Source organism: Scandinavium lactucae, from assembly GCF_033843265.1.
Lineage (GTDB): Bacteria > Pseudomonadota > Gammaproteobacteria > Enterobacterales > Enterobacteriaceae > Scandinavium > Scandinavium lactucae.
The window spans coordinates 23,627-46,123 of the sequence record NZ_JAWXRD010000037.1 but is presented as its reverse complement, the minus strand read 5'-3'; the positions used below and the strand labels follow the sequence as shown (position 1 = coordinate 46,123).

General features: G+C 54.9%; 18 protein-coding genes. 6 read left to right on the top strand and 12 right to left on the bottom strand.

Annotated elements, in window-relative coordinates; all coding sequences use genetic code 11:
* From cas3 to cysJ, 4 genes are all read right to left on the bottom strand, one after another.
* Positions 1 to 2,673: a CRISPR-associated helicase Cas3' gene (gene cas3 / locus SIK69_RS16220; RefSeq protein ID WP_319786543.1), complete on the bottom strand. Its 2,673-nt coding sequence runs from the start codon at positions 2,671 to 2,673 to the stop codon at positions 1 to 3.
* 191 nt (positions 2,674 to 2,864) lie between these two features.
* Positions 2,865 to 3,599, bottom strand: coding sequence for a phosphoadenosine phosphosulfate reductase (gene cysH / locus SIK69_RS16215; protein WP_319629506.1), 735 nt, complete (start codon positions 3,597 to 3,599; stop codon positions 2,865 to 2,867).
* 98 nt (positions 3,600 to 3,697) lie between these two features.
* On the bottom strand, positions 3,698 to 5,410 hold the full coding sequence (gene cysI, locus SIK69_RS16210) for an assimilatory sulfite reductase (NADPH) hemoprotein subunit (protein ID WP_319786542.1): 1,713 nt from the start codon (positions 5,408 to 5,410) through the stop codon (positions 3,698 to 3,700).
* On the bottom strand, positions 5,410 to 7,215 hold the full coding sequence (gene cysJ / locus SIK69_RS16205; protein WP_319786541.1) for an NADPH-dependent assimilatory sulfite reductase flavoprotein subunit: 1,806 nt from the start codon (positions 7,213 to 7,215) through the stop codon (positions 5,410 to 5,412). Before cysJ ends, cysI begins: the two co-directional genes overlap by 1 nt.
* Before the next feature lie 302 nt (positions 7,216 to 7,517).
* On the opposite strand from cysJ, the gene queD reads away from it, so the two are divergent.
* The 4 genes from queD to SIK69_RS16185 all read left to right on the top strand — a co-directional run bounded on the left by queD (position 7,518) and on the right by SIK69_RS16185 (position 10,091).
* On the top strand, positions 7,518 to 7,883 hold the full coding sequence (gene queD / locus SIK69_RS16200; RefSeq protein WP_319629509.1) for a 6-carboxytetrahydropterin synthase QueD: 366 nt from the start codon (positions 7,518 to 7,520) through the stop codon (positions 7,881 to 7,883).
* 81 nt (positions 7,884 to 7,964) lie between these two features.
* On the top strand, positions 7,965 to 9,233 hold the full coding sequence (locus tag SIK69_RS16195) for an FAD-dependent oxidoreductase (RefSeq protein WP_319786540.1): 1,269 nt from the start codon (positions 7,965 to 7,967) through the stop codon (positions 9,231 to 9,233).
* On the top strand, positions 9,224 to 9,496 hold the full coding sequence (locus tag SIK69_RS16190) for a ferredoxin family protein (RefSeq protein ID WP_319786539.1): 273 nt from the start codon (positions 9,224 to 9,226) through the stop codon (positions 9,494 to 9,496). Before SIK69_RS16195 ends, SIK69_RS16190 begins: the two co-directional genes overlap by 10 nt.
* 19 nt (positions 9,497 to 9,515) lie before the next feature.
* Positions 9,516 to 10,091 (top strand): glycerol-3-phosphate responsive antiterminator, encoded by a 576-nt coding sequence (locus SIK69_RS16185; protein ID WP_319629512.1) that lies wholly within the window; start codon positions 9,516 to 9,518, stop codon positions 10,089 to 10,091.
* Here SIK69_RS16185 and SIK69_RS16180 read toward each other — a convergent pair.
* From SIK69_RS16180 to SIK69_RS16160, 5 genes are all read right to left on the bottom strand, one after another.
* Positions 10,088 to 10,930 carry an FAD-binding protein gene (locus tag SIK69_RS16180; RefSeq protein WP_319786538.1) on the bottom strand — a complete coding sequence of 281 codons (843 nt, stop codon included), beginning with the start codon at positions 10,928 to 10,930 and terminating at the stop codon, positions 10,088 to 10,090. The two genes, SIK69_RS16185 and SIK69_RS16180, sit on opposite strands and share 4 nt — an antisense overlap.
* The gene (locus SIK69_RS16175) at positions 10,927 to 11,703 is read right to left on the bottom strand and encodes an adenine nucleotide alpha hydrolase family protein (protein ID WP_319786537.1); all 777 of its coding nucleotides are present in this window, start codon (positions 11,701 to 11,703) and stop codon (positions 10,927 to 10,929) included. Before SIK69_RS16175 ends, SIK69_RS16180 begins: the two co-directional genes overlap by 4 nt.
* The gene (locus SIK69_RS16170; protein WP_319786536.1) at positions 11,681 to 13,036 is read right to left on the bottom strand and encodes an MFS transporter; all 1,356 of its coding nucleotides are present in this window, start codon (positions 13,034 to 13,036) and stop codon (positions 11,681 to 11,683) included. Before SIK69_RS16170 ends, SIK69_RS16175 begins: the two co-directional genes overlap by 23 nt.
* Positions 13,037 to 13,091: 55 nt before the next feature.
* On the bottom strand, positions 13,092 to 14,546 hold the full coding sequence (locus SIK69_RS16165) for an FAD-binding oxidoreductase (protein WP_319786535.1): 1,455 nt from the start codon (positions 14,544 to 14,546) through the stop codon (positions 13,092 to 13,094).
* A gap of 66 nt (positions 14,547 to 14,612) precedes the next feature.
* Complete coding sequence (locus SIK69_RS16160) at positions 14,613 to 15,398, bottom strand: SDR family oxidoreductase (RefSeq protein WP_319629517.1); 786 nt, start codon at positions 15,396 to 15,398, stop codon at positions 14,613 to 14,615.
* A 344-nt stretch (positions 15,399 to 15,742) separates the two neighbouring features.
* On the opposite strand from SIK69_RS16160, the gene SIK69_RS16155 reads away from it, so the two are divergent.
* Positions 15,743 to 17,044 (top strand): MFS transporter, encoded by a 1,302-nt coding sequence (locus tag SIK69_RS16155; protein ID WP_319629518.1) that lies wholly within the window; start codon positions 15,743 to 15,745, stop codon positions 17,042 to 17,044.
* 26 nt (positions 17,045 to 17,070) lie between these two features.
* On the top strand, positions 17,071 to 18,549 hold the full coding sequence (locus SIK69_RS16150; protein ID WP_319786534.1) for an FGGY-family carbohydrate kinase: 1,479 nt from the start codon (positions 17,071 to 17,073) through the stop codon (positions 18,547 to 18,549).
* A gap of 39 nt (positions 18,550 to 18,588) precedes the next feature.
* Here the strand turns inward: SIK69_RS16150 and queE are convergent, their stop codons facing one another.
* From queE to pyrG, 3 genes are all read right to left on the bottom strand, one after another.
* A complete protein-coding gene (queE, locus tag SIK69_RS16145) occupies positions 18,589 to 19,260 on the bottom strand; it encodes a 7-carboxy-7-deazaguanine synthase QueE (protein WP_319629520.1) in 672 nt (223 codons plus the stop codon).
* Between the two features lie 142 nt (positions 19,261 to 19,402).
* Entirely contained in the window at positions 19,403 to 20,698 is a 1,296-nt protein-coding gene (gene eno, locus SIK69_RS16140; RefSeq protein WP_319629521.1) for a phosphopyruvate hydratase, read from the bottom strand.
* A 79-nt stretch (positions 20,699 to 20,777) separates the two neighbouring features.
* Complete coding sequence (pyrG, locus tag SIK69_RS16135) at positions 20,778 to 22,415, bottom strand: glutamine hydrolyzing CTP synthase (RefSeq protein ID WP_319629522.1); 1,638 nt, start codon at positions 22,413 to 22,415, stop codon at positions 20,778 to 20,780.
* Between the last annotated feature and the right edge of the window lie 82 nt (positions 22,416 to 22,497).

Here is a 22,497-nt window from a genome sequence, read left to right as displayed (position 1 = left end):
TCATTCCATCCATCCTGTCAGACCTTCCCTCGACGAATAGCCGCTTGGGCCAGCAACCGGCAGTACAATCACGATTGCATCCTCTTTTCTCTGTGACACGCACCAGTGCTGCAAGGCCGCGCCCTCCAGTAATGCAAAATCCAGGCGATGTTTATTCCACCAGCTGAGGCGCACCCGCAGAGAACTCATTTCCCAGGCATGAACCCCCTGTGCATAGGGACGAATTTCACCCTGATGGTTACAGGCCAGCCACAGCGTGATGGATTCTTCTGCTAATCGGGTTGAGAGTTTGTCAGGCAGGTAATCGTCGCTGCCACAGCTATAGCCTGCGGCGAAATTCACCAACTGGTGATCGGCAAAGGCTCGATCGCAGTAATATTTACCCTCCTGCTCCTGAGCGGATTTCATTAAACCCGCTGGCAGCTGCAGGTCTTCGGCATAGACCGACTCAATGAGAAGCCGCGCAGACTGCGGCATACGAATTTCGCCCTGTTCTTGCAATACCCGCTGCGTTAACCACATTCGGCCATGTTCGGGGTAAACGTACGCGCTGTTGCGCATACTGGCGGAAAGCCAGTCGGCGAGTGGCTCATCGCGCCATTCAGGTGAGAGAATTTTCAGCACGGGGGCGGCACGTTCATCCTGCCCTGCCGTTTTAAACTGCCCGTGACTGTCGCGAATATGGCGTTGCAGGCGTCCTGCGCGTTGAATCAATAAATCGACCGGGGCCAAATCGCTTATCATCTGATCCAGATCGATATCGAGGGATTGTTCTAATACCTGGGTGCCGATCAGCACCTTTCCGGCCCGTTCAGTGCTGGCTTGCTTGCCAAACCAGGCCAGCGTTTGATTCTCAATTCGCTGGCGATCGCCAAAGGCGTAGCGGCTGTGGAATAACAGAATGTCTTTTTCTGCCACCGCATGGCGGTCGACAAGCTGTCGGTATGTACCGATGGCGTCATCCACCGAGTTACGGATCCACGCAATACATTCGCCCTGCTGCACCGCGCGTAGAACGGTATCTACGCATTCCTGCTCGCTGTGATGCCATCCCACCGCCACGCAGCGCTGCACCTCAGGCCGGGTTTCAACATAGCAGGAATGAACGGCTTCACGAGTGACATGCGTGACCCACGGATAATCATTTTTCCCCAACAATGGCGCATCGTGGTGGCTCATCGTCCCACGCGAAAATGCTGAAACCAGCTTCTCGCGCTGGAACTGCGACAGTGTGGCAGACAGTAAAATCATGCTGTTGCCGAGACGCGCCTGAGTTTCCAGCAGCTTTTCGAGGATCATGCCCATATACGCATCGCAAGCATGGACCTCATCGGCGATCACGATTTTGCCGTGAAGGCCCAGCAACCGCAGATTGTGATGTTTAAAGGGCATCACTGCCATCAGTGCCTGATCGAGCGTGCCAACCCCAATCTCAGCCAGCAGCGCTTTCTTGTTACTGTCGGAAAACCAGGCTGCACAACCTTGGGCATGAGGATGTAATTCATCCGCTTCTGGAGAAAGAGGCGTGTCTGCCAGCCAAACAGACTGGCTGAAGCTGTCTGAAAGATGGCGAGCACTGTGCGCCAACACCAGACTGGGCCGGGCATCAGGCTGATAAAATGCGGTCCAGGTTTTAGCCATCCGTTCGTACATCGCGTTGGCCGTCGCCATTGTAGGTAAACCGATAAACAGGCCCTGTGCCTTACCCGCCGACATCAGACGGTGCGCCAAAATCAGCGCCGCTTCAGTTTTCCCCGCGCCGGTAACATCTTCCAGAATGAACAACTGCGGGCCGGCCGCATTGATATCTATGCCCTGCATTTTTTGTTGTAACGGCGTGGGTTGCTGAATAAACGGAAACAGGGCATCAATGCCTGCAAACGGAGCCACTTGCACAGAAACAGGCTGAGAGGATACCGCGCGCTGCGCTTTTTCCAGTGCCCGAGGCCAGTAGTCACTCAGAGGCTCGGGGTGCGCCTGCCAGTGGAAAAAGCGGGTGTCCGACCCCGTCCAGTCCGCCAGCACGGTAACCGCAGAAAATAACCACGACAGTGATGCGAACTGTGTTTTGCAGACGTCGCCCCCCCAGCTTGCGGGGATGTCTGGCGGGTCAATAAGGGCTTTAACCTCGGTCAAAAAATGCCCAACGGCTTCGCGATCCTGCGGACGGAAATGATTACACGCGCGGAGTAATACAGGCGGTTTGCCGTGGTGCGCGGTTGAAATAGACATCCAGCGGGTAAGTATTTGCGACAGTTTTATCGACGACAATCCACCTTCGGGTAATAATGAGTATTCATCACGAAAATGATTAATCCACAGCCAATAACCCAGGTCACTGTGATGTGCTTTTTCGTAAGGTATTACGTGTTCGTTGTACGTCGATAATTGCGGGTGGTTGTAACGCTGCTGAAAGGCGTGTGAAAATTTACCCACATCGTGCCAGCATAAAAGCCAGGAAAAGAAATTCGCTGCTTTGCGGCGATCATTCAATCCGATGGATGCGAAATAGTCTGCGATACGCCAGCTATTGTTGATAACCATCTCATACCCGACTGCAGCGACATCCAGGCAGTGATAAGGCAGAAGGTGGTAGTCATCGCCGTGACCCTGAACATCTTCCTTTTTACGGGCTTTACCCCAATACCTAAAATACGACGCGCAATTGTCCATTTGCCCTACAGAGTCCGTAAACAAACATCTATTAAGGATTACAGACTGAGGAATAATAAAGGCGATCGCGGTCACATCGCACAAAGCGAAATAAAATAACTTGGGGAAAACAATTGGCTATAAATATAAACAACAGCAGGAAATAACCGCCATCAATATTTATTTCATATTCATGGCGATTATTTTAATTATTACCCTTCGTGCAAACCGCACTCACGTTTAAGCCCAAAGAAGCGGGTTTCTTCTTCTGCCATCCCCGGTTCCCATTTACGGGTGGTATGGGTGTCGCCGACGGACAGGTAGCCCTGATCCCATAGCGGGTGATATTTCAGGCCGTGTTTTTGCAGATACTGGTACACCGTGCGGTTATCCCAGTCGATGATCGGCAGGATTTTAAAGACACCGCGCTGGATAGCCAGCACCGGTAAATTGGCGCGACTGCCCGACTGTTCGCGGCGCAGACCGGCAAACCAGGTCTGGGCATTCAGCTCTTGCAACGCCCGGTTCATCGGCTCAACTTTGTTGATTTCATTGTATTTCTCAATGCCCTCAACGCCCTGCTCCCACAGTTTGCCGTAGCGTGCTTCCTGCCACGCGGGGCTCTGTTCGGCACGGTAAATCTTCAGATTAAGCTTCAGCTTGTCGGTCAGCTCGTCGATAAACTGGTAGGTTTCCGGGAACAGATAACCGGTATCGGTGAGAATCACCGGGATGTCCGGGCGCAGCTGATTGACCAGATGCAGGCTTACCGCCGCCTGAATACCGAAGCTGGACGACAACACGTAATCACCCGGCAGATTTTCCAGCGCCCAGGCGACGCGTTCTTCGGCGCTGAGTTTTTCCAGTTGGCTGTTGGTTTCCGCCAGCGCGAGTACCCGCTCGACTTTCGGCAGTGCATTAAGCGCATTCAGATCCAGTATGGACATAGACACCTCATTTGGCTGTTTTGCCGGGCGGTACTGCATATGCCCGGCCTACAAAACCTGTTGGCCCGGTAAGTGAAGCGCCACCGGGCGGTGAAACCTTATTCCCAGAAATCTCGCGCCGGATCGAGCACCGGACGGACGATCCCGACACGTACCGTGAAATCGCCAAAGCCTTCATCGGCTTCGCGCTCTTCCGACCAGCGGCCAACCAGCTCATCCACGGTATCGAGGATTTCCGATTCGGTGATGTTCTCGCGATACATCCGCGGGATACGCGTCCCCATCCGGTTACCGCCGAGGTGCAGGTTATAGCGACCCGGCGCTTTACCCACCAGCCCCAGCTCGGCCAGCAGCGCGCGGCCACAGCCGTTCGGACAGCCAGTGACCCGCAGTACGATATGTTCCTCGCCCACGCCATGGCGTTCCATCACCGCTTCTACTTTATCGACGAACGATGGCAGGAAACGTTCGGCTTCTGCCATCGCCAGCGGACAGGTCGGGAACGACACGCAGGCCATGGAGTTTTCACGCTGCGGCTTGACGGCATTCATCAGGCCGTGGTCCTGCGCAAGTTTCTCGATCTTCGCCTTCTCGCTTTCCGGCACGCCCGCCACGATCAGGTTCTGGTTGGCGGTCAGGCGGAAATCACCTTTATGGATCTTAGCAATTTCCAGAAGACCCGTTTTCAGCGGTCTGTCCGGGTAATCCAGAATACGGCCATTTTCGATAAACAGCGTCAGGTGCCATTTATGGTCGATGCCTTTCACCCAGCCGATACGGTCGCCACGGCCAGTAAATTCATACGGACGAACCGGCGCGAAGGTTATGCCCGCGCGACGTTCCACTTCCGCCTTGAACACGTCCACGCCGACGCGCTCAAGGGTGTATTTGGTTTTGGCGTTTTTCCTGTCGGTACGATTACCCCAGTCGCGCTGGGTGGTCACCACCGCTTCAGCCACTGCCAGAGTGTGTTCCAGCGGCAGGAACCCAAACTCGCTGGCAGTGCGGGCGTAGGTTTTTTTATTGCCATGATCGATAGACAGCCCCCCGCCGACCAGCAGGTTGAAGCCCACCAGCTTGCCGTTCTCCGCCACCGCGACAAAATTCATGTCATTGGCGTGCAGATCGACATCGTTCTGCGGCGGGATCACTACCGTGGTTTTGAATTTACGCGGCAGATAGGTCTCGCCAAGGATCGGCTCTTCGTCGGTCGTGGCGACTTTTTCCTGATCGTGCCAGATCTCCGCATAGGCGCGGGTGCGCGGCAGCAGATGTTCAGACAGTTTTTTCGCCCACTCGTACGCTTCGGCGTGCAGCTCAGACTCAATCGGGTTCGAGGTGCATAACACGTTCCGGTTCACGTCGTTGGCGGTGGCCAGCGCGTCGAGCCCGACTTCGTGCAGCATCTGGTGCGCCGGTTTAACGTTCTTTTTCAGAATGCCGTGAAACTGGAAGGTCTGGCGGTTGGTCAGACGAATGCTGCCGTAGATTGTGTTGTTTTCCGCGAACGCGTCGATCGCCTGCCACTGTTTGGTGGTGATGATCCCCCCTGGCAGACGACAGCGCAGCATCATCGCGTGGCGCGGTTCGAGCTTCTGCTCGGCGCGTTCGGCGCGAATATCGCGGTCATCCTGCTGGTACATGCCGTGAAAACGGATCAGCAGGAAGTTATCGCCGTTGAAGCCGCCGGTGAGACCGTCATGCAAATCTTCTGCGATGGTGCCGCGCAGATAATTGCTCTCTTTTTTCAGGCGCTCGGCGTCAGCCAGCTTGCCTTCGACCACTAAAGGGCCGGGATGTTTTTCGCTCATTAGTAGACATCTCGCTGATAACGGCGCTCAACGCGCAGCTCACTCAAATAGTCGTCCGCCGTTTCGGTATCCATCGCACCGAATTCGGCAATCACTTCCAGCAATGCCTGCTCAACGTCTTTCGCCATGCGATTGGCGTCGCCGCAGACATAAATATGGGCACCGTCATTGATCCAGCGCCACAGCTCCGCGCCCTGCTGGCGCAGTTTGTCCTGTACGTAGACTTTTTCTTTTTGATCGCGCGACCAGGCCAGGTCGATATGGGTCAGGACGCCTTCTTTCACATAGCGCTGCCATTCCACCTGATACAGGAAGTCTTCGGTAAAATGCGGGTTGCCAAAGAACAGCCAGTTTTTGCCCGTCGCGCCGTCTGCCGCACGCTGCTGCATGAAGGCACGGAATGGGGCAATACCGGTGCCTGGGCCAATCATGATAACCGGGGTCTCCGGGTTGGCAGGCAGACGGAAATTATCGTTATGTTCAATGAAGACGCGGATTTCACCATCCTCTTCCACGCGGTCGGCGAGGAAACCGGATGCGCCCCCGGTGCGGGCCCGGCCCTCAATATCAAAGCGTACGGCACCCACGGTGATGTGGACTTCGGTTTCCACTTCCGCTTGCGACGAGGCAATCGAATACAGGCGCGGCGTCAGCGGACGCAGTAGGCCAGTCAAGGCTTCGGCGTCTAACTGAGCCGGAGAGAAGCGCACCATGTCGACAATCGGGGTGGTCGCCGCATAATGCTGCAACTTCGCTTTGTCGCCCACCAGCGGCAGCAGTGATTCACTGCGCGTCAGAGTGGCATAGTTTTCAACGATATTGGCGGTGTTCACCGTCAGTTCGAAATGCCATTGCAGCGCATCGCTGAGCGGCAGCGTCTGACCGTTGACGGTCACCGACTCATCCCCCTTCAGCCACAGCAGTTCGACCAGCTCTTTCACCAGCGCCGGATCGTTCTGATACCACACGCCCAGCGCATCGCCCGGCTGATAACGCAGCCCGGAATCCGACAGATCGATTTCAATATGACGCACGTCTTTTTCAGAATCGCGCCCGGTGATTTTCTGATTCACCGCCAGGGTCGCGATCAGCGGCGCTTCTTTGGTGTACGGGCTGGAATGCACGTCGTTGACGATGCCGGTCGCCGTCGCAGCCGCCTGGGCGGGAGTCTCTTTCGGCGCACGGGCTTTCAGCACGTCGACGATGCGCTCGCGCCATTGGGCGGCGGCGGCCTGGTACTCCACGTCGGTGTCGACGCGGTCCAGCAGGCGTTCCCCGCCAAGCTCAGCCAGCTTGCTGTCAAAATCTTTGCCTGACTGGCAGAAGAATTCATAAGAGGTATCCCCGAGGCCAAACACCGCAAAGGCGGTACCGTTGAGCTTCGGCGCTTTTTTCGAGAACAGGAACTTGTGCAGCGCGACAGCTTCTTCCGGCGGTTCACCTTCCCCTTGCGTGGAGGTCACCACCACCAGCAGTTTTTCCTGGGCTATTTGTTTGAATTTATAGTCGCCCGCGTTCACCAGTTTAACGTTCAGCTTCGCCGCCAGCAGATCGTCGCGCAGCTGTTCAGCCACGCGGCGTGCATTGCCGGTTTGTGAGGCGGAGATTAAGGTAATCGCTGGCGCTTCAACAGCGGCAGGCGCGGCGCTCATCACGCTGCCCGGCTGCTGATTCAACATGCCCCAGAAATAGCCTGAAACCCAGGCCAGCTGGGTCGGTGAAAGATCGGTGGTGGCCGCCTGCAGGCGTGCCAGTTGCTCCGGGTTCAGCGGAAGCAAAGCGGAAGGTGGGGCCTGTGTCGTCATGCGTCGTTATGTTCCAGTAGCAAAGCTGTTTTTCATCGTAAAAACAGAACAGAGGATTAGGGTAACGGCGGCGATAATAACAACTAAATAAGGGTTGGAAATAATAAATAACCAAATGGACTAACCTGTTTTAGTTGTCATTACTATCGGCAAAACAGATTAATTAACACTTTGAAAGATAAATACTTTTTTGAAGATCATCCCCGATAGCATTACCCTCTGCCTAAACGGCGGTTTTAGTTAATGCGAAAAAAGGCGCGTTGCTGTAAGATTCGCCGGTTTTTTCCGCATTCTGAGAGTCAATGATGTCCACCACCCTGTTTAAAGATTTTACCTTCGAAGCCGCTCACCACCTGCCGCATGTGCCGGAAGGTCATAAGTGCGGTCGTCTGCATGGCCACTCCTTTATGGTTCGTCTGGAGATTACTGGCGATGTCGATCCCCATACGGGCTGGATTATGGACTTTGCCGAGCTGAAAGCGGCGTTCAAACCGACTTACGATCGACTCGATCACTACTATCTGAACGATATTCCTGGCCTCGAAAACCCGACCAGCGAAGTGCTGTCGAAATGGATTTGGGATCAGATGAAGCCGCTGGTGCCGCTGCTGAGCGCGGTAATGATCAAAGAAACCTGCACCGCAGGCTGCGTCTATCGCGGCGAGTGATTTCTGCCTTTGCGGCAGCGGTCAAATTCCCTTTAATTCCGGCATGTTAGGGTTGTGCGTTCTGAGGAAAAGGAGCGCAAGGTGGCGGACGATTTTGACCTTATTATTATTGGCGCAGGAATAGCAGGCTCAACCTGCGCCTTGCTCAGTGCCCGTGCCGGGCTGTCGGTTCTGTGTATTGAACGCGGCGAACAACCCGGCAGCAAAAATCTCTCTGGCGGCAGGCTGTATGGCTACGCGCTCGCCGATATCCTCCCTGATTTTCACTCCCATGCGCCGCTTGAGCGTCGTATTACTCACGAACACGTTTCCCTGCTGACCGCCGATGGGGGCACGACCCTATGCGGACAACAACCAGCCAGCGCGTCGTGGAGCGTGTTGCGCGCCCGGTTCGATCCGTGGTTGGCGGCGCAGGCAGAGGCCGCTGGTGCCCAATTGCTGTGCGGCGTGATGGTCGAGGCGCTGTTTCAGGAAAATGGCCGAATTGCGGGGGTACTGTGCGAAGGCGAACGGCTGCGGGCAAAGGTCGTGGTGCTGGCGGAAGGGGCGAACAGCCTGCTCGCCGAGCAGCATGGCCTGATTGCGCGCCCATCGATGCAGACCATGGCGCTGGGGATCAAAGAAACACTGTCTCTGGACAAAACGTTGTTACAGGAGCGCTTCCATCTAGAAGATGACGGCGGCGCGGCCTGGCTATTCAGCGGGCAAATCTGCGGTACAAAACCGGCCGGGGCGTTCCTCTATACCAACCAGCAGTCGCTATCTCTGGGCATTGTCGCCCCGCTGGCCTCGCTACGCGATGGGCCCGGGGCCGCCTCTTCGCTGCTGGCAAAACTGAAAATGCATCCCACTCTGCGCCCGCTTGTACGGGGGGCTGAAACGCTCGAATATGCCGCGCATCTGGTGCCGGAAGGCGGCCTGAACAGCGTGCCGTTACAACGCGCGGGCAACGGCTGGCTGCTGGTCGGCGATACCTTACGCACCTGCATCAATACCGGGATGACGATCAGAGGTATGGACACGGCGATGCTCAGTGCGCAGGCGGCGACTCAGGCGCTGGTGGCGCATTGTCAGCAGCCCGCTCAACCGCTGCAAACCCTGTACGACCGGGCGTTACAGCGCCATGCGCTCTGGCAGCAACTCCAGCGTTATCGTGAGGTTCCGGCCCTGCTCCGGAGTGAGAGCCCGTATCGTCAGTGGCCGGAATTCAGCCACGCCGTTTGGCGCGATCTGACCCGGGTCGAAGCCAATGTGAATCTTCCTCTGTGGCGCTCGCTGCTGCGTCATTCCAGGCGTTTTGGTCCCGCGCGTCTGGCGCGCGATATTTTGAGGAGTCTGCGATGTCTGTAAACGAAAGCCTTTCCCGTAATTGCTATCATCCCGCCGACACCAACCACATTGTTTTGCAGGCCTCACTTAGCGAACAACAACGGGTGCTGTTGGAAAAGATATGCCCCGCCGGATTGTTTAGCCGCGATGCCGCTGGCCGGGTCAATGTGCATTTTCAGGGTTGCCTGGAGTGCGGATGCTGTCGACTCGTGGCGGGCGACACCACGTTGAAGGCGTGGCGTTATCCGCCAACCGGTGCTGGAATTACCCTGCGTTTTGGCTAATTAGATAAAGGATATTCGTGTGCCCCTGATTCACCTGCTCAGACAAAACCCGGTTATCGCCGCGGTCAAAGATAACGCCAGTTTGCAGTTAGCGATCGCCTCCGACTGCCAGTTTATTTCGGTGCTGTACGGCAACATTTGCACCATCACCGGGATCGTGCAGAAGATCAAACAGGCTGGAAAAATGGCCTTTATTCATGTCGATTTACTGGAAGGAGCCTCCAATAAAGAGGTGGTTATTCAGTTTCTGAAACTGGTGACGCAGGCCGACGGCATTATCAGCACCAAGCCAAATATGCTGAAGGCCGCGCGGGCGGAGGGCTATTTCTGCATTCATCGGCTGTTTATTGTCGACTCCATTTCGTTTCATAACATTGATAAACAGGTGGCGCAGTCCAATGCCGACTGCATCGAAATCCTGCCGGGCTGTATGCCGAAGGTGCTGAACTGGGTGACCGAGAAAGTGCGCCAACCACTGATTGCCGGAGGTCTGGTGTGCGATGAAGAAGATGCCCGCAACGCTATCGCCGCGGGCGTGCTGGCGCTGTCGACGACCAATACCGAGGTGTGGAAGCTGGCGAAATCATTGAATTAATTTGCACTCGCGCATTCTGCCAGAATCTGCAATACCCCCTGCGCATCCCCGACAATCCCGACGTCCGCTGCGGCAAACACCGGCGCGGCGGCATCGGTATTGATGGCTACGATAAATCGGCTTTGGCTGACGCCTGCCATAAACGCCGACGCACCGGACGCCCCCGCTATCAGGCACACCTCTGGCGCAACGCGTTGCCCGGAGATGCCCAACATCCGCTGTTCATCGCAGCCTCCAGCCATCACTCTTTGGCGGGTAAACCCCAGTTCTGCGTTTAGCGCCTCGGCTAACTCTCCAAACACGCCCCCCACCGCGCCCTGCCCGACTGCCAGCACGATCCGGGCCGATTGCAGCGGATGGGCTAATTGGCTGAGAATGTTCGGGGCCGATAATCCTTCCGCGAATGCGACAGGCACGATGTGGGTTTCCGCAAGACTGGCAGGCAACCTGGCGCTGTGTCGCGCCTCTGTTCCAGACAGGGACAGGCACACCGGGCGGTTCTCGGGTCGCAGCCTCGCCGTGAGCGCGTTTCCGTACACCGCTTTGCTGACCGTGTCATTCTCGTTGTCATAATCCAGAGCCTGACAGATGGCGCTGCCATTTAATCGCCACGCCAGCCGCGTAGCCAGTTCATCCCCTTCCGGCGAGGCGGGAAACAGTAGCATCTCGACGGGCATCGCCCAATACGCGGCTTCCAGCGCGGGCAGCACCGCTTCTGCCGTCGTCATTTCCTCATTCACTCGCCAGCACGTCTGCGCCCGTAGGCCATTGCGTGACAGAAAATCCGCCAGCGGACCTTCGTCTTCAGCATTCAACAGCACGACGGCAATCTTCATCATTTCATCCTCTGTGCCAGATGCTCTCGCCACAGGCGCTGCGCCGCCTGCTCGATTGTCCCATCCAGGATAATACCGCAACGACGTACGAGATGGCGTTCCAGCGACATGCAGGAAACCACATCCGCTCCCGGCGAGTTGCAGGGTATCCGGGTGACTTCCGCTTTCGCGGAAGCCAGCCTCGCCCGCATGCCCGGCCCCCGCAGTGCCAGTTGCCCACGATTTTGTACCCGGAGCACCACAGGCTGTTGCACGCGCCACTGGCTACGTCGCTGCGGGTTTTCGCTCTGTACCAAAAAACCCTCACCGTCGACGTGCAGCGCATTAACCTGAGACAAACAGGGCCAGCCGAGCATCTCCGCCAGCAGCCAGCCGGTCTGGCCGTTCTGGCCTTCGCTGCTTTGACTGCCCAGCAGCACCAGCCCGGCGTTTTGCGCCCTCACCTGCGCGGCCAGCAACTCGGCGATGTAAGCCGGATGAAATCGTGTATCGGCGTGGCTGTGCAATAGCGTTTGCCGGGCAAATCCCAGCGCCGCCAGATGGCGCAACGCAGGCAACGCACGTTCGTCGCCGAGGGTGACCGCATGCAGATTCAGCGCCGGATTGGCCTCCTTCGCCAGCAGCATTAGCTCCGCTGCGCCCTGTTCGTCAGTGCCCATCGTTACCCGCATCAGTGCTGGGTCAGGCCCGATGGACTTCTGAGCTGCCGCTTGCCAGTCGGCTTCCGCCAGCATCGATAAATCTGGCTCCGCTTTAAACGCCAACAGAATGTTCATTGCCCTTTCCCTGCGGCTTTGGTGGCAGATCCGCCGCCTCCACCAGCGATAAATTTTTGGTTTCCGGTGCCCATAAAATTGACACGATGAGCCCCACTACCAGCACCGCAACCAGCGCCAGCAGCGTGTAGCGCATACCCCACGACAGGAGCGCGACCGGCAGAAAACCGGTGGCAATTGCCGCCCCCAGACGGCTCATCGCTATCGCAAAACCGACGCCCAGCGAGCGGATGTCGGTCGGGAAACTCTCGGCGGGCAATATCCCCACCAGATTGCTGGCCGCCGAAATAGCGGTACTGAACAGCACAAACAGCAGCAAAATCAGCGGACCGTTGCTGGCTGGCGTGAAGGCCAGCGCGGTTAGCACCAGCGCCAGCAGCAGAAAACTGCTGATTAAAAACTGGCGGCGCGATAACGCCCACGTCAGCACCAGACCAAGCAGTGCGCCAACAATCAGCAGCGCGTTGAGTAACAGGCTGGCAGTGAGGGCATCCTCCAGCCCGATGGTCTGAGCGATGGTGGGCAGCCAGGTGTAGATCACAAACCACGGCACCACCAGACAGATAAAGAACAGGCTGTTGAACGCGGTACGCCGCCAGTAGCGGGGGGAAAATAAGGTGCTGATGCGCCGAGTAGTGATCCCGGAAATTTCATCCCCGGGCAGAACGTTCGCCCCGAGAAAACGCCGGACTACCGCGTGCGCTTCGGCTATTCGGCCCTGGCGCATCAGCCAGCGGGGCGATTCCGGGGTACCCATTCGCAATAACGTTATCGCCAGTGCCGGAAGGGAAGCCGAGGCCAGCAACCATCGCCAGGCGTCGGGTTCACTGTTTATCCAGTGATGTCCGGCCACGCTCGCCAGCACGTATCCCAGTGTCCATACGACGCTAAAGGCACCCAGTAACATGCCGCGATAGCGCTTCGGCGAGAACTCGGCAAGTAGAGTGTGGCCCACCGAATAGTCACCGCCGAGGCCAAAGCCAATCAGTACACGAAGAAAAATCAGCTGTTCCGCAGAGGTGACAAAAAACTGCAAAAAAGAGGCTATGGTGATCAGCAAAAAGCTGAAGGTGAAGATACGCTGACGACCAATGTGATCGGAGATCCAGCCAAGGATCAGGCTCCCGAGAAACAGGCCAAACAGCGCCGAACCACCGATGAGGCCTTCCTGCCATGTCGTCAGGTTCATTTGGGTTTGCAGCGGGATAATGGCATAGCCAATCACGCCGAGCACATAGCCATCGGTCAAATGTGCGCCAAAGGTGAGTCCGGCAATGCGCCAGTGAAAGCGGGTTAGCGGCAGATCGTCCATACGTACGGGTGACGCGCTCATGGCTCCCCCTGAGATAATAAGTACGGCTTCCCCACGGGAGAAGCCGTTATAGATATTATTTTTCAAGCGGATAAATTGTTCCGGCGTTCATGATGCCGTTCGGATCGAACTGCTTTTTCAGCCCTTCCAACAGCGCCCAGGCGGTACCGTGCTCCGCTTTACTCCAGTGCACACGGTGCTTACCGATCCCGTGGTGATGCACCATTGATCCGCCGAGACGAATGGTCTCTTCGCAGATAATTTTATTCAGCGGATTATGGTACTTATCGATTTCATCTTCCGGCTTGCAGTCCACCACGTTGTAGTCATAGACGAAGTACATGTTGGTGCCGTTGATGTAGCTGTGCGACGAGTGACCACCGAGCATGGTGATGTCTTCGGCATGCGGGAACTCGGTGCGGATGCGGTGAATCACGCGCTCGTAAATCTGATTGATGCTGCTCCAGTCACCGGAGACTTCAGTGGTAAAGCCCATGTTGCCCGTTTTGAGGATGTGCACCCGTTCGGCGGCGACTTTATCCGGACCCCAGTTGAGATTGTTGAACCAGTTTTCGATGAGCTTACTGTCCACGCGCTTGCACTGCGGATAACGGGCCACAATCTCGGCGATACCTTCCCCGGTGGCGCGAGCCATGCGCGGGTTGCCTTCCGCCATAAAGATCATCACGCATTTGCCTTCGGCGAAATGGGTGAAGTGCTGGGTGCCATCTTCGGCGTCGTACAGGCGGGCAATCGACGGACGATAACCTTCCACCATCACTTCGCGCAGGATCTCAAAGCCGGTTTTCATCTCATCCAGAATGTAGCCGTAGAACAGATTATTTTCTGGGGTGAATTTGAAAATTTTCACTGTTACTTCAGTGATGTAGCACAGCGCGCCTTCGTTACCGATGATGATGTGGCGAATGTCCGGCCCGGCGGCGCGGCGCGGCACGTTTTTGATGCGGGTAATGGTGCCATCCGCCAGCACGGCTTCAAGCCCAACCACCATATCTTCGATCGCACCATACAGCGTGGAGAACTGGCCGATACTGCGGGTCGCCACCAGGCCACCCATCTGCGCCAATGGCTTAGACTGGGGTGAGTGGCCGGTAGTGTAGCCCTTAGTGCGCAGGGCATTTTCCAGCACTTCCAGCGGGACACCGCACTGCGCGGTGGCCTGCATATTCTCGATATCAATATCGATAATTTTGTTCATCCCGGAGCCATCGAGCACCAGCGAGTTTTTCACCACCGTCTCCAGGCCGCCTTCCGTCGCGGAAGCCCCGGTGCGCGGTACCCCGTTGATTTTGTGCTGATTCATAAACGAGAGTACCTGCGACACCTGCTGGGTCGAGCCGAGCTTAACCACTGCGGCAGGCAGCGGCAGGGTGAACACCCCGTGAATATCAGCGTATTTTCTGAATCGATCGACGCTATTTTTCTTCAGCACATTCTCATCGGTGACTACACGTTCGGGGCCGACGATCTCTTTTATCTGTTCAACTATTGCTTCGCGGGATAACGACATAATATTTCCTTTCTGATTTAAACGTTAATAAACAGCAGAAACCACCAAATCAAACGGGTATCACACTTAACGGACCAAATATCCGCCATCAACCACCAACAAATGACCATTGACATAATCAGAAGCCCGACTGGAGAGATACACCATCGCTCCCATTAAATCCTGGGTATCGCCCCAACGGTTGGCTGGAATATGATCCAGGACGCGCTGATTGGTTTCAGGATTACTCCGGGTAGCGGTGGTGATTTCCGTGGCGTAATACCCCGGCGCAATCCCATTAACCTGAATATTGTACTGACCCAATTCATCACAATAAGCTTTAGTAAAACCTGCGAGGGCGTGTTTAGTGGCGGAATAGGCAGGTGACCACTGGCCACCTAAATAAGAAAATAGCGAGCAAATATTAATAATTTTACCGCTTTTTTGCGGGATCATAATTTTGGCCGCCTCGTGGCTTAATTCAAATGCGGCGGTCAGGTTGACATCAATCATGGGGTCCCAGTCAGCACGGCCAAAATCCAGCACCTTGTTCAGCTTACAAATTCCGGCGTTATTGACCAGAATATCCACGGTTCCGAAGCGTTCACAACAGGCGGCGATAATCTTACGCGGCGCGCCTTCGGCGGTGATATCCACTGCCATGAAATCAACCTGGACGCCCTGTTGCTCAATCATTTCACGGGTTTCGCCGTTATCTTTGATGAAGCTCGGAATGAACAGGTTAGCCCCGGCTTTCGCCAGCGCCATCGCAAACGCCTGACCCAGACCGCTGTTGCCACCGGTAACGATGGCGGTTTTCCCCTTCAGGGAGAAGAAATCCATTGAAAATGCGTTAAGCGACTCGATAGACATAATTTGGCTCCAAAATCCTTTAGGCAAAAAAAAAGAAAGGCAACTTCCCCCGGTAAGAGGGAAGTCACCTTTCTCATATTCTCTGGTAACTGTGTCCAATTTGTAGCACAGCGTTTGACGCGCTAATGTGATGACACTCACAGAGATGATTTTCACCACCCTAGAATAATCAATGGTAAGAATCGTGATTATTCTCACACTTGAGAAAAATCTCTCGTGATATTTGTAATGGCAATTACTGGAGACCCTGAGAAAAGTAATCCACCTGCAAAGGCGGCTTACTTTTCTCTTTTTTTTGTCTTTTTTTCGTCCCTTAACATGCTCCACTAACTCGAGAAATTGCTATGCAACATTCCCCCTGGCACCGCTGGATAACCCTCGCAATTATTAGCTTTAGCGGTGGCGTGAGCTTTGATTTAGCTTATTTACGCTATATCTACCAAATTCCCATGGCAAAATTCATGGGTTTTAGCAATACCGAAATAGGCTTGATCATGAGTACTTTCGGAATAACCGCAATTATTCTGTATGCCCCCAGCGGGGTTATAGCCGATAAATTTTCCCATCGCAAAATGATTACCTCGGCAATGATTATCACGGGTTTGCTCGGATTGGTGATGGCCACCTATCCGCCGCTGTGGGTGATGTTGCTGATTCAGGTGGCGTTCGCAATGACCACGATTCTGATGCTGTGGTCGGTGTCGATCAAAGCCGCCTCGATGCTCGGTGACAGCAGCGAGCAAGGCAAGATTATGGGCTGGATGGAGGGATTGCGCGGCGTGGGAGTGATGTCGCTGGCGGTATTCACCATGTGGGCCTTTTCGCGCTTTGACCCTGAGGATCCGAACAGCCTGAAAACGGTGATTCTGATCTACAGCGTGGTCTACATTCTGCTGGGGATCCTGTGTTGGTTCTTTGTCGCCGACGGAGTTAATCCAAGTGACGCGAGCAAGCCGAGCGAGAAAAAAGCATTCCAGTTCAGCGACATTCTTTCGGTACTACGCATCAGCACCACCTGGTATTGCAGTCTGATTATTTTCGGCGTGTATACCATCTATGCGATCCTCAGCTATTCCACCAACTATCTGACCGAGATGTACGGCATGTCGCTGGTAGCGGCGAGCTATATGGGGATCGTCATCAACAAAATCTTCCGCGCATTCTGTGGCCCGCTGGGCGGAATAATCACCACCTATAGCCGGGTGAAGTCACCCACGCGCGTTATCCAGATCCTGTCGGTGGTGAGCGCCCTGACGCTGATGGCACTGTTGGCAACCAACAATCATCCGCAGTCGGTTGCCGTCGGGATTGGCCTCATTTTGCTGCTGGCCTTTACCTGTTATGCCTCGCGTGGACTCTATTTCGCCTGCCCTGGAGAAGCGAGAACGCCAACCTTTATCATGGGCACCACCGTGGGCATCTGCTCGGTAATTGGCTTCCTGCCAGATGTCTTCGTTTACCCGATTGTCGGCCACTGGCAGGACACACTCCCTGCTGAAGAGGCGTATCGCAATATGTGGCTGATGGGGCTTGGCGCGGTGTGCATGGTTATCGTCTTTACCTTCCTGCTGTTTCGCAAAATTCGCGCCGTCAGCCGGGAAACAGAAAATGTAGCGTCAATGGCGACGGAAAGCTTGGGCCAGTGACGGGGATTCTTTAAAGGAGAAGGACAATGTCTAATCAATACATCATTGGAATCGATGGCGGAAGTCAGAGCACCAAAGTGGTGATGTACGACCTGAAAGGAAACGTGGTGTGCGAAGGAAAAGGTATGCTACAGCCGATGCACACCCCGGATGCCGATACCGTGGAGCATCCTGATGACGATCTCTGGACCTCACTGTGTGCCGCCGGGCAAGACCTGATGCGTCAGTTTACCGGCCAGCCGGAGGATATTGTCGGCATTGGCCTGGGGTCGATTCGCTGCTGCCGTGCGCTGTTAAAAGCCGATGGCACGCCCGCCGCACAGCTGATCAGCTGGCAGGATGCCCGTGTGACGCGTCCTTATGAACATTCGCAACAAGACGTGGCGTACGTCACGTCGTTTTCCGGCTATCTCTCGCACCGCTTAACCGGCGAACGCAAAGACAACATTGCCAACTATTTCGGCCAGTGGCCGGTGGATTATAAGACCTGGAACTGGAGCGACGACGAGGCGGTATTTAAGAAATTCAATATTCCGCGTGAAATGCTGTTCGGTGTGCAGATGCCGGGCACCGTGCTGGGTCATATCACCCATGACGCCGCGAACGCTACGGGCTTCCCGCAAGGGCTGCCGGTTGTTTGCAGCACCAGCGACAAAGCGGTCGAGGCACTCGGAGCCGGGCTGCTGGATGACGACACGGCGGTGATTTCATTAGGCACTTATATTGCCTTGATGATGAACGGTAAGGCATTACCGAAAGATCCACAGGCCTACTGGCCGATCATGTCCTCAATTCCTGAAACATTGCTCTACGAAGGCTACGGCATTCGTAAGGGCATGTGGACCGTGAGCTGGCTGCGCGACATGCTCGGCGAATCGCTGATTCAGGATGCCAATGCGCTGGGGATTTCGCCGGAAGATTTACTTAACCAAAAAGCCAGCCACGTACCGCCGGGGTGCGACGGCCTGATGACCGTGCTCGACTGGTTGACGAATCCGTGGGAACCGTACAAGCGCGGGATAATGATTGGGTTTAACGCCACCATGAACTACGCGTGGATTTACCGCTCAATTCTGGAAAGCATTGCTCTGACCCTGAAAAATAACTACGACAACATGTGCGGCGAAATGCAGCATTTTGCCAAACAGATCATCATCACCGGCGGAGGGTCAAACAGCGATTTGTTTATGCAGATTTTCGCTGATGTCTTTAACCTACCCGCCAGACGCAATGCCATTAATGGCTGTGCGAGCCTGGGTGCGGCGATCAATACGGCGGTTGGGTTAGGCCTCTATTCGTCATATCAGCAAGCGGTAGATAACATGGTGCGGGTCAAAGATGTATTTACCCCAGTGGCAAGCCATGCGGCGCGCTATGAGGCGATGAACACAGGGATCTTCAAAGAGCTGACCCGCCATACCGATCCGATTCTGAAAAAATCGTATGAAGTTTTCCATGGCAATCTGGATAACGTGGATGCCATTCAGAGCTGGTCGAACGCGTAACGCGGGGAGAATATGCCGGGCGAATACCCGGCGTATTTATCAGGCGATATTCAGGTATTTGTGCGTCTGCATCGACAAACGCCAGTTGCGGGCGATACAGGTCTCAATGCACAGGCGGGTGGCATCGTCTTTCTGGCTGATGGGCTGCAAGGCGATGACACGCTGTTTATCGTCGGTCAGCGTCTCTAACAGTTCATCCAGCGCTTCAATGTCACGCATCCGTCCTACCGGATGTTTAATCTCGTCGGCACGCTGTAGGGCCTGAGGCAGGACTTCATATCCGCCGCGCATGTTCACCTTCGGCGACACGGTCACCCAGGTGGCGTGAGAGCAGCGGACTTCGTGGGTACCGCTGGTTTCAATCTGGCAGCTGTAACCGTTTTGTTCCAGCAGCGTGGTCAGCGGGGTTAAATCGTGAATGCAGGGTTCGCCGCCGGTGATGACCACATGGCGCGCGGTCCAGCCCTGACGGCCGATCGCCGTCAGCAGATCTTCCGGCGTGCCCGCGCCCCATTTGTCGCTTTCTTTGGTTTTCGCCAGAATGCTGAACAGAGACACTTCCCGATCTTCCAGCATGTCCCAGGTATGTTTGGTATCGCACCACGCACAGCCAACCGGGCATCCCTGTAGTCGAATAAAAATGGCGGGAACGCCGGTGAAGTAACCCTCGCCTTGCAGGGTCTGGAACATTTCGTTAATCGGGTACTGCATAGTCATCTCTGTGAAGGGAGTAAAGTGTAAGTATCGCAGATTTGGCGCGCCACGGCGAGACAAGCAGCTGCCCCGCCGCGTTTTCCAGGCAATAAAAAACCCGCCGAAGCGGGTTTTTATAGCGTAAAGCGACAGTAATGAATTACTGACCTTTGATCTCTTTCAGACCGTTGTACGGTGCTTTTTCGCCCAGTGCTTCTTCGATACGAATCAGCTGGTTGTATTTAGCAACGCGGTCAGAACGGCTCATGGAACCGGTTTTGATCTGGCCTGCAGCAGTACCTACCGCCAGGTCAGCGATAGTTGCATCTTCAGTTTCACCAGAACGGTGAGAGATGACTGCAGTGTAGCCAGCGTCTTTTGCCATCTTGATTGCAGCCAGAGTTTCGGTCAGAGAACCGATCTGGTTGAATTTGATCAGGATGGAGTTAACGATGCCTTTGTCGATGCCTTCTTTCAGGATCTTGGTGTTGGTTACGAACAGATCGTCACCAACCAGCTGGATTTTGTCGCCCAGCACTTTGGTCTGGTATGCGAAACCATCCCAATCAGATTCGTCCAGACCATCTTCGATGGAAACGATCGGATACTGCTTGGTCAGATCTTCCAGGAAGTGGGTGAATTCTTCAGAGGTGAACGCTTTGTTGCCTTCGCCAGCCAGAACGTATTTACCGTCTTTGTAGAATTCAGAAGCTGCACAGTCCATCGCCAGAGTGATGTCTTTGCCCAGCTCGTAGCCAGCTGCTTTAACCGCTTCAGCGATAACAGCCAGAGCTTCAGCGTTGGAACCCAGGTTTGGCGCATAGCCACCTTCGTCACCAACTGCAGTGTTCATGCCTTTAGCTTTCAGAACTTTAGCCAGGTTGTGGAACACTTCAGAACCCATACGTACCGCTTCTTTCAGGGTTTTCGCGCCAACAGGCTGAATCATGAATTCCTGAATATCAACGTTGTTGTCTGCGTGCTCACCACCGTTGATGATGTTCATCATCGGAACCGGCATGGAGTATTTGCCCGGAGTACCGTTCAGTTCAGCAATGTGTTCGAACAGCGGCTGACCTTTAGAAGCTGCAGCAGCTTTGGCGTTAGCCAGAGACACAGCCAGGATCGCGTTAGCGCCGAAGTTGGATTTGTTTTCAGTACCGTCCAGATCGATCATGATCTTGTCGATGCCAGCCTGATCTTTGGCATCTTTGCCAAGGATAGCCTGAGCGATTGGGCCGTTTACAGCGCCAACAGCTTTCAGTACGCCTTTACCCATGAAACGGGATTTGTCGCCATCGCGCAGCTCCAGAGCTTCGCGGGAACCAGTAGAAGCACCTGATGGTGCTGCTGCCATACCGACGAAACCACCTTCCAGGTGTACTTCGGCTTCAACAGTCGGGTTACCACGGGAGTCGATGATTTCACGACCGATGACTTTAACGATTTTGGACATTAGGTTTTCCTCAGTACAAGTTAAACTAAAACTCCAGACAAACAACGCCCCAACAAGGGGCGCTGCCGTTCTAACTTTTTTACTTCGCCTGACGCTTCTGGAACTCGCTGGCGGCTTTCACGAAGCCTGCAAACAGCGGATGCCCATCACGCGGCGTAGAAGTAAACTCCGGATGGAACTGACAGGCAACGAACCATGGGTGATTCGGAACCTCGATGATCTCGACCAACTGATCATCCCCGGAACGGCCTGCAATACGCAGGCCCGCAGCTTCAATCTGTTTCAACAGCATATTGTTGACTTCATAGCGGTGACGGTGACGCTCGGTGATAGTCTCTTCGCCGTACATCTTGCGAACCAGGCTGTCGTCGCTGAGCTGGCAGGCCTGAGCCCCCAGACGCATGGTGCCGCCGAGATCGCTTTTCTCAGTACGCACTTCGACATTCCCGTTTTCATCACGCCATTCAGTGATAAGGGCCACAACCGGATACTTACAGTCTGGCACAAATTCCGTTGAGTTGGCGTTTTCCATCCCGACTACGTTACGAGCGAACTCGATCAACGCAACCTGCATACCCAGGCAGATGCCCAGATACGGAATATTGTTTTCACGCGCAAAGCGTGCGGTGGCGATTTTGCCTTCAACACCACGGTAGCCGAAGCCGCCAGGGATCAGAATAGCATCAAGACCTTTCAGAATTTCGACACCACGTGTTTCAACATCTTGCGAATCGATCAGTTTGATGTTGACGGTTACGCGGTTCTTCAGGCCACCGTGTTTCAGCGCTTCGATAACCGACTTATAGGCATCCGGCAGTTCAATGTACTTGCCGACCATACCAATAGTCACTTCACCTGCCGGGTTCGCTTCTTCGTAGATAACCTGTTCCCATTCAGACAGATTAGCTTCCGGACAGTTCAAGCTGAATCGTTTACAAATATAATCGTCCAGACCCTGAGATTTCAACAGGCCCGGGATTTTATAAATGGAATCGACATCTTTCAGAGAAATGACAGCCTTTTCTGGAACGTTACAGAACAATGCGATTTTCGCACGTTCGTTAGCCGGAACGGCACGATCGGAACGGCAAATCAGAATATCTGGCTGAATACCGATGGACAGCAGCTCTTTAACGGAGTGCTGAGTCGGCTTGGTTTTGACTTCACCCGCAGCGGCCATGTAAGGCACCAGGGTCAGGTGCATAAACAGCGCGTGTTCACGGCCAATATCTACCGCCAGTTGGCGAATCGCTTCGAGGAACGGCAGGGATTCGATATCACCCACGGTACCACCGATTTCAACCAGCACCACGTCGTGGCCTTCACCACCCGCAATGACACGTTCTTTGATAGCGTTGGTGATGTGCGGGATAACCTGAACGGTTGCGCCCAGATAGTCGCCACGGCGTTCTTTACGCAGAACGTCAGAGTAGATACGACCCGTGGTGAAGTTATTGCGGCGTGTCATTTTGGTACGGATGAAACGCTCATAGTGACCCAGGTCCAGGTCGGTTTCAGCGCCGTCTTCAGTAACGAACACTTCCCCGTGTTGGATAGGGCTCATGGTGCCCGGATCGACGTTGATATACGGATCCAGTTTCATCATGGTCACGTTGAGGCCACGGGCTTCGAGAATGGCTGCAAGGGAGGCGGCTGCAATGCCTTTACCCAGAGAGGATACGACCCCGCCGGTCACAAAAATATAGTTCGTTGTCATGCTGAACCTGAGAAGTTAGGTTGGAATGATGGAATAACCAGGACGGGAAAGTAGTATACCCGAACACGGCGAGCGCCACAAA

Coding starts and splice junctions, on each gene's coding strand:
- cas3 (WP_319786543.1), bottom strand. CDS start 2,673: ATGGACAATTGCGCGTCGTATTTTAGGTATTGGGGTAAAGCCCGTAAA.
- pyrG (WP_319629522.1), bottom strand. CDS start 22,415: ATGACAACGAACTATATTTTTGTGACCGGCGGGGTCGTATCCTCTCTG.
- cysJ (WP_319786541.1), bottom strand. CDS start 7,215: ATGACGACACAGGCCCCACCTTCCGCTTTGCTTCCGCTGAACCCGGAG.
- SIK69_RS16155 (WP_319629518.1), top strand. CDS start 15,743: ATGCAACATTCCCCCTGGCACCGCTGGATAACCCTCGCAATTATTAGC.
- SIK69_RS16175 (WP_319786537.1), bottom strand. CDS start 11,703: ATGAACATTCTGTTGGCGTTTAAAGCGGAGCCAGATTTATCGATGCTG.
- SIK69_RS16170 (WP_319786536.1), bottom strand. CDS start 13,036: ATGAGCGCGTCACCCGTACGTATGGACGATCTGCCGCTAACCCGCTTT.
- queD (WP_319629509.1), top strand. CDS start 7,518: ATGATGTCCACCACCCTGTTTAAAGATTTTACCTTCGAAGCCGCTCAC.
- SIK69_RS16150 (WP_319786534.1), top strand. CDS start 17,071: ATGTCTAATCAATACATCATTGGAATCGATGGCGGAAGTCAGAGCACC.
- SIK69_RS16190 (WP_319786539.1), top strand. CDS start 9,224: ATGTCTGTAAACGAAAGCCTTTCCCGTAATTGCTATCATCCCGCCGAC.
- SIK69_RS16180 (WP_319786538.1), bottom strand. CDS start 10,930: ATGATGAAGATTGCCGTCGTGCTGTTGAATGCTGAAGACGAAGGTCCG.
- cysH (WP_319629506.1), bottom strand. CDS start 3,599: ATGTCCATACTGGATCTGAATGCGCTTAATGCACTGCCGAAAGTCGAG.
- queE (WP_319629520.1), bottom strand. CDS start 19,260: ATGCAGTACCCGATTAACGAAATGTTCCAGACCCTGCAAGGCGAGGGT.
- SIK69_RS16165 (WP_319786535.1), bottom strand. CDS start 14,546: ATGTCGTTATCCCGCGAAGCAATAGTTGAACAGATAAAAGAGATCGTC.
- cysI (WP_319786542.1), bottom strand. CDS start 5,410: ATGAGCGAAAAACATCCCGGCCCTTTAGTGGTCGAAGGCAAGCTGGCT.
- SIK69_RS16160 (WP_319629517.1), bottom strand. CDS start 15,398: ATGTCTATCGAGTCGCTTAACGCATTTTCAATGGATTTCTTCTCCCTG.
- eno (WP_319629521.1), bottom strand. CDS start 20,698: ATGTCCAAAATCGTTAAAGTCATCGGTCGTGAAATCATCGACTCCCGT.